General features: G+C 44.6%; 12 protein-coding genes. 4 read left to right on the top strand and 8 right to left on the bottom strand.

Features of this window, described 5'->3' with window-relative positions:
• Window positions 1–374 precede the first annotated feature (374 nt).
• The 4 genes from JMX89_RS03585 (at window position 375) to JMX89_RS03570 (ending at window position 5,203) form a co-directional block, all read left to right on the top strand.
• Window positions 375–896, top strand: coding sequence for a spore coat protein U domain-containing protein (locus JMX89_RS03585; RefSeq protein WP_201532222.1), 522 nt, complete (start codon window positions 375–377; stop codon window positions 894–896).
• Window positions 897–901: 5 nt separating this feature from the next.
• Window positions 902–1,663, top strand: coding sequence for a molecular chaperone (locus JMX89_RS03580; RefSeq protein ID WP_201550875.1), 762 nt, complete (start codon window positions 902–904; stop codon window positions 1,661–1,663).
• On the top strand, window positions 1,614–4,181 hold the full coding sequence (locus tag JMX89_RS03575; RefSeq protein ID WP_201550873.1) for a fimbria/pilus outer membrane usher protein: 2,568 nt from the start codon (window positions 1,614–1,616) through the stop codon (window positions 4,179–4,181). The genes JMX89_RS03580 and JMX89_RS03575 overlap by 50 nt, the downstream gene beginning before the upstream one ends.
• A 125-nt stretch (window positions 4,182–4,306) precedes the next feature.
• Window positions 4,307–5,203 carry a spore coat U domain-containing protein gene (locus tag JMX89_RS03570; protein WP_201550871.1) on the top strand — a complete coding sequence of 299 codons (897 nt, stop codon included), beginning with the start codon at window positions 4,307–4,309 and terminating at the stop codon, window positions 5,201–5,203.
• A 158-nt stretch (window positions 5,204–5,361) separates the two neighbouring features.
• Here JMX89_RS03570 and JMX89_RS03565 read toward each other — a convergent pair whose 3' ends face one another.
• The 8 genes from JMX89_RS03565 to JMX89_RS03530 form a co-directional block, all read right to left on the bottom strand.
• Window positions 5,362–5,907 carry a DUF3124 domain-containing protein gene (locus tag JMX89_RS03565; RefSeq protein WP_149409190.1) on the bottom strand — a complete coding sequence of 182 codons (546 nt, stop codon included), beginning with the start codon at window positions 5,905–5,907 and terminating at the stop codon, window positions 5,362–5,364.
• Window positions 5,908–5,922: 15 nt separating this feature from the next.
• A complete protein-coding gene (locus tag JMX89_RS03560; RefSeq protein WP_011514154.1) occupies window positions 5,923–6,624 on the bottom strand; it encodes a potassium channel family protein in 702 nt (233 codons plus the stop codon).
• A 50-nt stretch (window positions 6,625–6,674) separates the two neighbouring features.
• On the bottom strand, window positions 6,675–8,435 hold the full coding sequence (locus JMX89_RS03555) for a TrkH family potassium uptake protein (protein ID WP_201550869.1): 1,761 nt from the start codon (window positions 8,433–8,435) through the stop codon (window positions 6,675–6,677).
• A gap of 341 nt (window positions 8,436–8,776) precedes the next feature.
• Entirely contained in the window at window positions 8,777–8,953 is a 177-nt protein-coding gene (locus tag JMX89_RS03550; RefSeq protein WP_181209830.1) for a hypothetical protein, read from the bottom strand.
• Between the two features lie 77 nt (window positions 8,954–9,030).
• The gene (locus JMX89_RS03545) at window positions 9,031–9,771 is read right to left on the bottom strand and encodes a DUF305 domain-containing protein (RefSeq protein WP_181209829.1); all 741 of its coding nucleotides are present in this window, start codon (window positions 9,769–9,771) and stop codon (window positions 9,031–9,033) included.
• A 59-nt stretch (window positions 9,772–9,830) separates the two neighbouring features.
• Complete coding sequence (locus JMX89_RS03540) at window positions 9,831–10,475, bottom strand: DUF411 domain-containing protein (RefSeq protein ID WP_201550867.1); 645 nt, start codon at window positions 10,473–10,475, stop codon at window positions 9,831–9,833.
• Window positions 10,476–10,603: 128 nt separating this feature from the next.
• Window positions 10,604–11,554: a DMT family transporter gene (locus JMX89_RS03535; RefSeq protein ID WP_201550865.1), complete on the bottom strand. Its 951-nt coding sequence runs from the start codon at window positions 11,552–11,554 to the stop codon at window positions 10,604–10,606.
• A 43-nt stretch (window positions 11,555–11,597) separates the two neighbouring features.
• The gene (locus JMX89_RS03530) at window positions 11,598–12,086 is read right to left on the bottom strand and encodes a M48 family metallopeptidase (protein ID WP_201532215.1); all 489 of its coding nucleotides are present in this window, start codon (window positions 12,084–12,086) and stop codon (window positions 11,598–11,600) included.
• Between the last annotated feature and the right edge of the window lie 37 nt (window positions 12,087–12,123).

Here is a 12,123-nt window from a genome sequence, read left to right as displayed (position 1 = left end):
TCATCCTCACTGCAAGAAAGATATAACCTATCTAACGCCCCAATTATCCAATTTCCGCTATACATCAGCGACTTAGAGCTGGATATTAAAAATATATCGAGCTCTATGATTGCCTTATATATGAGTTTTAAGCAATATTTGAGTGTACAGTTGCACACATATTGTGTTACAATGTATATACAAATATCTGCATATAGTTTCATTTTATATAGAAACTGTATATATATTGTTATTATCAGGTAATTGCGCTGTGCCGATAGGTTCCAAATTACTGAGATATCTGATCTTAGTACGGTGAATTTTAGTCTTCAGCTAAGTCCCAAATTTTATATTATTGAAATTGCTAAAAAAACCTAATCCTTTGGAGATTTACCATGTTATTTAAAAAATCGGTTATGACCGCGGCCGTATTTGCCGTTGGTAGTTTTGCTGTTATGTCTGCGAATGCTGCTGATTCAGGATCTTTTACTGTCGCAATGACAGTTGCAAAAAGCTGCGTCGTAACAGCAGGCGACAACATTGCCCTAACCGCTAAGACTGACGCGACTGCTCCAATTGGAAGCAGTATTGTCAAGGTAGCCTGTTCTCTAGATACCCCTTACAGTGTTTCAATGACACCAACAACTGGCTCCACCAATACGGGTGAAAGTAAGGGCACCTTAAAAGGAACTTCTGGTAATCTAGCTACATTAGATTATCAGCTGGCTACCGATGCAGCTGGTGCTACTCCTTGGGCTGCTGGAGCTACAGGTAACGCAACAACAGGTGGTACAGGTACAGGTACAACGGAAGCGAAAAACAAATCCTTTACAGTATATGCAAAAGTGACAGGCGACAAGAACCTCGTTCTACCGGACGTTTATAGCGACACTGTTACGATCGGTGTAAACTACTAATCGCCATGTTAAGTCTCTGGTTACGCCGTATTGCTAGACCTGTGCTGATCTCTAGCTTGCTACTGTCCTCTAGTTTGGCAGTGGCAGCCGGCCTACAGGTATCACCTATCTCGCTAAGCTTACAAGCTCGCGAGACGGCGAGTGGTCTGACACTCAGTAATACCAGTAATACTGTGGTGCAGGCGCAGGTGCGGGTGCAGCAGTGGACGCAGGATGATTCAGGTGACACGCTTGCCCCGTCGCGCGGACTGCTTGCCAGTCCGCCGATGATTGAGCTACAGCCGGGTGAGCGGCAGCTGGTACGTATCATCCGCGCCAAAGCGCCGCCGCAAGGCGCAGGCGCAGTTGAGGACGCGTACCGACTGTTGGTCAATGAGGTGCCAGTTAAGCTGCCTGAAAACACCAGCGGGCTACAGTTTGCGATGAGCTACTCGCTACCGGTTTTTGTTCAGCCGGTTGACGTGGCTAAGACCAGTCCACAATTGCAGTGGAGTACTCATCTGCAACCGGATGGTAAAGAGGTGAAACTCCGTGTCAAGAACACTGGTAATGGTCATGCCAAATTAGTAGGGCTGAGCTTTACTGATGCGGCCGGTACGAGTACGGATATTCATCAAGGTTTACTTGGTTATGTGTTACCCGGTGCGACTATGAACTGGACACTGAAAATACTGCCTTCTGTTTTAACTTCTGGGGGTAAATTCAAGGTTATGCTAAATGGTACACAGACGACACCTGACGTCACGCTGGACACAAACACTCGCTAATGCCGCTTTTTTACAAGGTGTGGCCGTCTCTATTAGCCACGCTGCGGTACCGAATAAAGATATCTCTACGAGCAGCGTTGATACCAGCGCTGCTTTTTTGCCTGCTGCGACAGCGGTAGCGCCTACCATTCAGGCTCAAACGGATACCATTGCTCAGGCTAATATAGATGCGGATTTGGCTCAGCTTGATTTGGACCGTTATAGTGATGATGACGATGCAGGGCTGGATTTATATCTGGACGTCACGCTGAATGGTGCCAGTAAGGGTCTAGTACACTTCGACTACCGTGATGAGCGCCTTTGGGCAACAGCAGCTATCTTGCAACAGCTGAGCTTTGTGTTGCCTCCATCGCTACAGGCAAGCCGTGACCCTATCGCCCTTGACAGCCTGTCTGAGCTAAAAATCGACTACGATGCGCGCCAGCAAACATTGACCCTTATCGCACCCCTAAGTATGCTTAAGCTAGATACGACTACCCATAGTACGCGTACCAATAAGCGCCCAAAAGCGAGCGCTTCGCCCGGTCTGTTATTAAACTACAACCTGTATGGCAGTCAAAACCAGAATAGCACTAAAAGTCTGAGCGCCTATACGGAGCTGCGCGCCTTTAATGCGCTTGGCGTGGTCAGCTCTACCGCTTTAACGACTGCAAAACCAGCTACTAATGACAGTCGTCACAGTCAATGGGATGGACAAACTGTGCGCCTTGATACCAGCTGGAGTCAGTCCTTCCCTGATAAACTGCTGACGGTTCGGGCAGGCGATATTCTGACCGGTGCATTATCATGGACGCGGTCGACACGATTGGGCGGTCTACAAATCGGTACTAATTTTAATCTGCAGCCTTATCGCTCGACCACACCGTTGCCATCGTTTTTTGGCTCAGCAACCCTACCCTCAAAGGTAGAGCTGTTTGTTGATGGTCTTAAACACTATAGCGGTGAGGTGCCCGCCGGTCCCTTTGAGCTGGACACCGCGCCCAGCATTAGTGGTGCAGGAACGGCGCAGCTGGTAGTCACCGATGCCTTAGGTCAAAGCAAGACGCTAACTTTTTCGTTATATGACACCCATCGTTTGCTCCAACCCGGACTGTCTGATTGGTCAGTTGAGCTTGGCGCAGTGCGTGAAAATTATGGTACAGAATCTTTTGATTATGGAGATGCGCTTGCCGCCAGTGCTACTTGGCGCCATGGGGTGTCCAACCGTTTTACCGCTGAAACCCATGCCGAAGTGACGCACGGTCTCTCCAATGCAGGGGTTGGTGGGACTTGGCTATTGGGGGGCGCTGGTGGTATTTTGTTTGCCTCGCTAGCCGCAAGCCATAGTGAGGGACAAAGCGGCATGCAGTACAGCACCAATTATTCATGGAACAATCGCCGCTTTAACATAGGTTTTAATGCGCTGGGAACTTCTGGTGTATATCGCGATGTAGGCTCGCAATATGGCAATGCCCCTGTACATCGAAGTGAGCAAATATCTACGGGTTACAGCATACCTACGCTCGGTAATTTTGGGCTAAGTTACCATCAGGTTGCGCAAGCTGAAAAAGAGGACACGCGATTTGCCCGTGTCTCTTGGTCCAAATCCTTTGGCAGACGAGTAAGTATGAACCTCAATTATAACCATGACTTTGACCAATCAGCAAAAAGTAGCCTGTCGATAGGCGCATCGCTATCACTAGATCGCAATATGTCAATGCGAAGTAGCTTGCAACACACCGCAGCGCAAGACATCATCACAGCAGATATCTCAAAATCAGCGCCAAGCGCAGGTGGCATTGATTGGCGCGCGCAGGTACGCCACAGCGCGGCTAGCCAATCAGACGACAGCTTAAATAGTAATGCTAAAGACAGTACAGGCGCGTTGGCTGAGCTAAGCTATCTTGGGCGCTACGGACGGGTTCAGGCTGGTATCAGTAGTAATGATGACAGCTATGCCACTTACGCCAGTGGCACAGGGTCACTTGTGATGATGGGCGGCGGCATGTTTCCTGCGCGCCAAATTAATAGCGGATTTGCGGTGGTATCGACCGGCGGTATCGCTGATGTGCCCGTCCTATTGCAAAACAATCCTATTGGCACGACCAACCGCCGCGGGCTACTTTTGGTGACACCGCTCAATGCCTATCAAGAGAATAAGATTGGTATCGACCCCATGCAGTTGCCTGCTGACTTACGTATTAATAAAGTCAGTCTGGACGCAACCCCAACCGACCGTGCAGGGGTGATGGTTGCTTTTGATATTACCCCTGTGCGCTCAGCAACCATTGTATTAATCGATAGCGATGAGCAACCGATTGCCCTTGGCAGTCAAGTCACCTTGATCTCCAACGAAGATACGCCAACCACTGTAGTGGGTTTTGATGGTGAGGTATATTTGGATACATTGGATGCCCACAATACACTTGAGGTCACTACCCCTGCTGATGGCATTTGTACCGTGCGCTTTGAGTACACCAAGCAAGGCGATGAGATTCCGCTCCTCGGACCTTTTATCTGTAAAAAGGCACAGAAATGATAAAGCTATTTACTATACTTCACTACGGCTATCGCCTATTATCTTTACTCTTTATTCTCTGCGTTGCAGTTTGGTCGACGCCTAATAACGCTCAGACACCTCTCAACGTCACCTGCACAGCAAACGTGAATAGTGGCTCTATTAACCTCGGCTCTATCACGCCTGTTAATGCTGACACTGCCAACATTACTGCTCTCTTGAGCTACGAATGTGAGAATACAAGCGACACGGTCGCAAAAGTATCAGTTTGTCTTGCTGCAGGTAGCGGAAGTAATGAGAGCCAAATTGTTCCTGCACGGTATATGACTGGACCCAATAGCTCCAGATTAGCATTCAATATGACATTGTCAGATGGCGAAATTTGGGGCGATCGGAACTTCGGTAAAGAATATAAATCAAGCGTCCTTACTATCGCTGGAAACTCCAAGATTCAAGGTAGCGAAGTTATTAATACCTCTCTACTTTCAGGAAAAGGTAATGTCAACGCGCTACAAGGTGTTCATGCTAATAATTTTGATGGTATTCATACAACTCTGACGGTAGATATAGGAACAGACTTACAGGTGCCCGATTGTGCAACAGTAGATCAGGGTAGCACTCAATTCACTTTCACTGTCCAAGCAACGGTCCTTTCCAGCTGTCTTATCAATGCGACATCCGATATTAATTTAGGCATACATTCAGCAGGCGCAACTAATATTACTAGTAACAATAACATCGCTGTCACCTGCACCAATGCTACTTCCTATAAGATTGGCTTAACGCCTTCTAATGACAATACGACTGGTAAGGGCATTATGGCAGGAACCAATGGCAAGTCTACCTTACCTTATCAGCTGCAATCTGATGCAAGCGGTACAGAATGGGGCAATAACGGAAATACTTATGCCGCCCTCACCAATGGTGTAACAGGTACAGGAGATGGTGCGGCGAAAGCCCATACAGTGTACGTTACTGTACCGAACACTGATGTCACCCCTGATAGCTATTCTGATAGGGTGACTGTGACCGTGTATTATTAATAACCTTATAAAATAAAACAGCAAGACTGAAGATAAGTCTTTTCACAAAACTGATCTACCTTTACTTAGATCTAATACGTTCATCAGTAGATTCTCGACACTCAAATCTTAATAGATATGAAACTCTTGATGATTATTCACACTGAGGCATACATTTATCAATGCACAACAGGCGTACCCTCTGTACTAAAAGCAAAACCTTTATTGCTAAAATTACCAATCATGACTGCCTCAATGACAGGCGTAACGGTGTCGTCCACCCCTTCTACTTCAATGATAAAGTTGGCACCAGAACCCCCTTTATCCTCTTCTTTTTCGACAATATAATTTAGAGTTGCCATCGCTGGTAGCTCAATAGGAGCTCTTAAGTAGGACTTTACTAAGGCACCATCAGTATCATAATAATCAATTTTATTGATATACAATGATTTTTTTAACGTGGTATTACGCACGCTGAGTGTTGCAGAAAGCAATACTTTGCGATTGTCTCTATCAGTATAAATGTCTGAATATATGGGCACATAAAACGTTTGTTTGTAGCCAAACTGGCTGTGATCCGTTTCTTTTGACGTTTTTTCCAACTCTTGAATTGGGTCCTTATGCTTCTCTGAAAACATCACATTTGGATCTTGTATAGACCGATCACAGCCTGAAAACAATATCAGGGCAGTCAGACATAGCATAGATACTCGATATTTTCTCATGGCCTCTTTCCTTATTTAACGGGCTTTAACCCCAACACTACGTAAAAACTTATTAATATGTTCATTAGCACCATAAATGACCAGTACATCATTATCTTGTAGTACTTGTTCAGGTGCTGCCAAGCCTTGTATATTTGGTTTGGTTTGCATACGACCGAAGCTGTCTTCATAGTGTTCATAACGCATGGTGCTGAGCAATTTGATACTAAATCGGTGTTCAAGCTGTAGCTCGCCGATGGTTCTACCAATCAAATCAGTAGGAATGCTAATCTCGACAATACTAAAGTTGTCACTTAACTCGAACGAGTCTACAAAATAACGCAAGGACAGCCGTTTTGCCCAGCGCATTGCCGCCTCTTTCTCAGGATGAAAAATATCATCAACCCCAATCGCTTGTAGGACTTTTTCGTGTAGTGGATTGATACTACGACTGATCAAACGCCGCGCTTTTAGCGTTTTAAATAGCGCTGTCGCCATGACATTGGCACCTTGGTCTTCACCAATAGCTACCACGACAATATCAGTATCTTTAATCGGTAGACCATTGACCGTATATTCATCGGTCGCATCCATACAGATGGTATGAGTAATCACTTCTTTATAGGTTTCAACCTTTTGCATACTGCTATCGATAGCAATGACCTCATGACCTTGACTGGTCAGCGCCATACCAAGCGAAGACCCAAAACTGCCCAAACCTGCGATAATGAATTTCATAATACTCCTTGTCACTCACTTCTATACTATAGTGGTAGTGATGGGACGGGTTAGTTAATAGTAATCTCTTCCGTTGGATAACGGTAGTTACGCTCATGTCTATTTTTGAGTAAGGCAATAAAAATCGTCAGCATACTGACACGCCCAACAAACATAATGAATGACACCACAAGCTTGCTAAAAGTAGACAGCTCCGTCGTCAGATTTAAGCTTAATCCCACCGTGCTATAGGCTGAAAAACACTCAAATATCACTTTAATCAAATCAAGCTCAGGCTGATCATAACTGATCAAAGTCACGCCCAGCCCAATGACCAATAAGGACAACCACATAACAGAAAACGCACGGCGAATTGAGTTATCTGCAATTTCGCGTTTGAACACTTCGACTTTGGTCTGTCCACGCGCCAAACTCAAGGTATTTAGGAAAGCAATGGCAAAGGTGCTGGTTTTAATACCACCACCAGTAGAGTTTGGAGATGCCCCAATCCACATCAAAAAAATGGTCAGCATGATGGTTGGAAAAGCCAAGGCATTCATATCGATATTGTTAAAGCCTGCGGTTCGCGGTGTCGCAGCAGTAAAAAGCCCCGCTACCAGCTTGCCATACCAACTGCTGTGCTCAGCCAACACACCATGATATTCAAACATCATCACCCCAATCAGCCCTACTAACAGCAAAGCGCCAGAGGTGATTAAAGTGATCCGACTATTGATACTCAACAGCCACGGCTGGTAGGCATAGCGCTGTCCATCACGACACAGCGCTCTTTGCATACGGTGACGCAGATAACGGAGCAAGTTAACGACAATCAAAAAGCCCATACCGCCAAATAAAAAGGTAATACTGATAATCAGCTGTAAAGGATAATTAAAGCGCAGTGATTCATCGTATAACCCCGCACTAAAAGTAGAGAATCCAGCATTACAGAATGCCGAAACGGCATGGAATACAGAGAAGAATAAACGCTCAAATATGCTCATGCCTGCCAAATCATAAACACTTATATAAATCAGTATTGCTGCCAGTGCCTCAATACCAAAGGTGACATATAAAATAGACTTTAAGGTTGTCACCATATCGCCCATACGTGGCGAATATGTCATCTCACTGATACTGAGCTGGGTCTCGTAACTGATACCACCCTTAAAGAAGTAACTAAAATAAGTCACAAAAGTTAGAATGCCAAGACCACCAATTTGTATAAGACCTAGGATAATCACTTGTCCAAAGGTAGTGAAATGGGTTGCGGTATCGACGACAATCAATCCAGTTACACAGACGGCACTGGTCGCGGTAAATAAGGCATCTATAAAGGAGATGGGTTGATTTGTAGCATTTGGCATCATCAGCAATAATGATCCGACCAGTATCACTGATAAAAAACTTAAGATGAAAAATTGACCGGGGTTTAAAAAGGCTCGGTTAAGACTAAAATTATTATCTGATATTTCACGAATGAAAGTGACTAGTACGGCAATCTTGATGGCAATAAAACCATCAGCGGGCGTAGACAATCCAGATTGAAACAATTCAGTAAAATGTAGGACGAGCAAGATTAAAATGGCAATGCTGGTCAGCAAATCAAAGACAGCTACTTTATTGACCGTCAGGCGTGTTTTTGGACGTATATAACGTCTTAGCGTAGTGACAAAACTGAGTAAAATGATACTCATATAAAACAGGTGAAACACTTGTTGTAACCATGCGGACAATGTAAAACCACTGTCAATTAAGGCAACACCGACACCAATAAGGCTTATTACAACGATAAATTTATTTAATAACCGATACGGTATGCCCACATACATAGCTTAGGTCCAGAAAAGGAATAACCAGAATACTTATACTCCTTTTTTCTGTCATATACTAAGCGTGGTTTTAGATAATCGTAACCAGTTATGTGCTCTAACATCAGCCACTACAATATTCGTCATAGTTACTTATCTAGTGGTTACTTTAACAAAATTATCTCCACCGTTTTATCAGCAGAGAACTTATGTTAACGAGCACTATTTATTATAATGTATTAACAATAAAACCACTGATTGCGGTAGCGATTATTGCCAGACTGAATAAACGATCAAGGAAGAGGATTTGTTATGAAAATGACTTCTAAAGATAACGTACACTCATTGATACCGACCATCCACTATAATACTGGCTGTACCTGCCCAAAGTGCGGCTGTAGCGCGGCATCAACTTGTGATAAATGTGATCGCTGTTCGAAATGCTGTGAGTGTGGTGAAAAGTAGTTATTCTTACCATAGCCTTTTGAGCTACTGACATCGAAAAAGCAGCCTTTAGAGGCTGCTTTTTTATACTTCAAATTGCAAAATACTTAGTAAATAAAGGGTCTACATTTCATTATAGTAAGGTTTAAGTATTAAAGTTTAGGTGTTAAATTTAACTTTTATTTGCTGCAATCCAGCTTTGCATCTGCTCAATTTCAGGCTGTTGTGCATCGATTATTTCTTGCGCCAGCTTACGCATCTCAGGATTTTTACCATATTTAAGCTGCGTTTCTGCCATATCGACTGCCCCAGTATGATGAAGTAACATGCCACGAGCAAATGCCATATCTGGTACTGGGTCAGCAATACCTTTCATCATGTCACCATGCATCGCATCCATACCCTTAGCATAAGCTTGCTGCATGGCTTTAGTATCCGCTGTTGGCATTTTGGCATCAGGATTGTTGGCAAGCCATGTTTTCATCTGCTCAATCTCAGACTGCTGGGCGTCGATGATTTCTTGTGCAAGCTTACGCATCTCTGCATCGGTGCCGTATTTTAGTTCAATCTCTGCCATATCTACCGCGCCAATATGATGAGCAAGCATGCCTTGAGCAAATGCCGCGTCTGGATCGTTATAATCCATACCAATCATATCTTCATTCATTTTGGTCATTGAGTCAGTGTATTCTTTGAGCATAGCCGTCATTGGTGTTCCGTCTGCTACCATAGCGCCTGCACTCATGTCATGAACTGCATGCGGGTCCGCTGCAGCAGTATTTTCTTGTACGGTTTCTTGCGATGCAGCATCCTCTGGGGCAGTCACGTCAACCTTATCATTGGCTGGTTGACAGGCACTTACTGCCAATAGGACACTAGTAGCGAGAGCAAAGGTGCTTAATTTATTATTCATGGTACCGCCTTGGCTAATAACGATTTAATTTAGGTATTACAAAGTAAAAAAGCGCTAGCTTATAGCTGTTGCTCGGTTGAGACAATATCAGCATAGACCTCAGTGGTACCATCTTTATTAAGCTGCATAATCTGATAAGGCGCAAATTTATTTTGATACTCCATACCTGGACTACCAACTGGCATACCAGGTACCGCAAGACCTAGGGCTTGTACTGGTGGGTTTTCTAAAAACTGCGCCACATATTTGGCTGGTACATGACCTTCAAAGACGTAACCATCGGTTGTGACAGCAGTATGGCAAGAGCGCATCTCAGTTGGTACGCCGTAGCGCTCTTTAAATACTGCCAAATCCGTAACATCGTGCGCAGTGGCGCTCAGACCATTATCTTCTGCATGACTTATCCAGTCTTTACAGCAGCCGCAATTGGCATCTTTGTAGACCGTTGCTGAGACGTTTTTTAATAAATCTGGATTGCTGGCTGGCGTTGTTATTGCCGATTCCGTTTGAGCGTTTGATTCAGCAACATTTGCGGTGACTGCTGCGCCATTGTCATTTTGTAAGGAGCTTGAATTGGACGCGCTACTGTCAGGTTGGCTACAGGCGAATAAGGCGGATGCAGCAACTAACCACACGGTACTTTGCAAGAGTTTATAAGAATGACGTTTGAAGGTAGGGCTAGAATCGGATATAAAGGCGTTCATAATGCGATCTCATGTATTTTTTGCATTATACCAAATAACCCTTAGGCTCAATCAAGACAGTCAGGCGTTTAACACAGTGACTTTAACAAAACATGACATTCAGATAACAATGCTGGCAGGTTGGCATATCATTCACTTACTGACCCTTTCTCTGCTCTCATCATCTTTACACCACCATAAGTGACCAATATTACCCCCAGCGCGATTAATGAAGCGCCTAGGATTAGCCCTTCTGGTGGGCTTTCATTTTGTAAAAAAATAGCAATTGGCACACCGACTACCGCCCCTACTGCCCCTAATAAGCTCAGCAGCACAGGACCGCCCGTTTTTTGCAGTAAAAACAACAGTAAAAACTGCGCAGCAAATACAAATGCTTGTAGCACAATTACACCAAGCGGTAAAAGCCCTGTCATCGGAACCGCTAAAGAGTAATGAGGAACAATACTGACCAGAGCTAGCAATCCTGATGCAGCAATCAGCATACCAGGCGCAAGCGCACTAGCAGAGAGATTGGCTGGCCAATATAGCGTCCGATAAATATTACCAATGGCGAGCAGAACAGGACCACAAAGCGTCAAGACGATCCAAAATACACTGGCATCTGGCGCAGAAAACTTACGTGCTGCCAATATGCCCGCGCCCGCAAGTGCCGCGATCACGCCAAGTGCACGAAGCTTAGTAAATGGCTCTATACGCAACACGATTGCAGCAAGGTAAGTAAGCAGCGGCGGCAAGGAGATAATCAAGGCGACAAAACTTGCGCCAACATGGGGAATTGCTGAGAAAAATATTAAATTGGAACCTGCAACACTGACCAATGCTGCAACAAAATAATAGCTGAGGATAGGTTTGTTTAAAGGCGGTAGCTCACGACGCCACAGTGCATAAACAAATAAAATAACCGCAGCACCTGTAATGGACCAAAACAGAAATGCCAGTGACGTCAGACCAATCTCGCCTGCATATTTTGCCAAATTGGTAGAAATACCGATTAAAGCGCCGCCAGCGAGCAGACAAAGCAGAGGAAGGAGCCATGTTTGCTTATGGCCTAAAGTCCCTTGTTGCGCTGACGACACCATAGCTTATCCTATTCATCCACCTTATTATGCCAACCACGATAGATTAGCATTCACGCCATTGCAACCACAAACGCGTATCCAGCTCCAACTGATGATAATCAGGCTCCATATGACAGCAAAGCTGATAGAACGCTTTGTTATGCTCCTGCTCCTTAAAGTGCGCCAATTCATGGACGACAATCATCCGCAAAAACTCAGGCGGCGCCTCTTTGAATAAGCTTGCGACCGTAATGCTATTATGCGCTTTAAGCTTGCTGCCTTGCACGCGAGACTGGTAAGTATGAATACCCAGCGCATGTTTGAGTACGGTGAGCTTACTGTTATAAGTCACTTGAGACAATGGATTGCTTTTGCGCATATACTGATTTTTTATGTCATTAATATAGTGATATAACGCCTTGTCGTTTTGGATTTGGTGTCTCTCGGGATAGTTTTTATCCAAATAATCGCCCAATTTGCCACTACTAATTAACATGGCAGCTTGATTTTGGATGTTCTCAGAATAATGAGCAATATATTTTAAGGTGGTCACTGCTTTTGTCCTTTATCTTGATGCGCGATATTTATCT

This window comes from Psychrobacter sp. DD43, assembly GCF_904846555.1.
Lineage (GTDB): Bacteria > Pseudomonadota > Gammaproteobacteria > Pseudomonadales > Moraxellaceae > Psychrobacter > Psychrobacter cryohalolentis.
The sequence above is the reverse complement of the archived record's forward strand: the minus strand, read 5'-3'. Positions and strand labels throughout refer to the sequence as shown.

Excerpts from the sequence above, each read along its gene's own strand:
- JMX89_RS03585 (WP_201532222.1), top strand. The coding sequence starts at position 375 with ATGTTATTTAAAAAATCGGTTATGACCGCGGCCGTATTTGCCGTTGGT.
- JMX89_RS03535 (WP_201550865.1), bottom strand. The coding sequence starts at position 11,554 with ATGGTGTCGTCAGCGCAACAAGGGACTTTAGGCCATAAGCAAACATGG.
- JMX89_RS03560 (WP_011514154.1), bottom strand. The coding sequence starts at position 6,624 with ATGAAATTCATTATCGCAGGTTTGGGCAGTTTTGGGTCTTCGCTTGGT.
- JMX89_RS03580 (WP_201550875.1), top strand. The coding sequence starts at position 902 with ATGTTAAGTCTCTGGTTACGCCGTATTGCTAGACCTGTGCTGATCTCT.
- JMX89_RS03565 (WP_149409190.1), bottom strand. The coding sequence starts at position 5,907 with ATGAGAAAATATCGAGTATCTATGCTATGTCTGACTGCCCTGATATTG.
- JMX89_RS03575 (WP_201550873.1), top strand. The coding sequence starts at position 1,614 with ATGGTACACAGACGACACCTGACGTCACGCTGGACACAAACACTCGCT.
- JMX89_RS03540 (WP_201550867.1), bottom strand. The coding sequence starts at position 10,475 with ATGAACGCCTTTATATCCGATTCTAGCCCTACCTTCAAACGTCATTCT.
- JMX89_RS03555 (WP_201550869.1), bottom strand. The coding sequence starts at position 8,435 with ATGTATGTGGGCATACCGTATCGGTTATTAAATAAATTTATCGTTGTA.
- JMX89_RS03545 (WP_181209829.1), bottom strand. The coding sequence starts at position 9,771 with ATGAATAATAAATTAAGCACCTTTGCTCTCGCTACTAGTGTCCTATTG.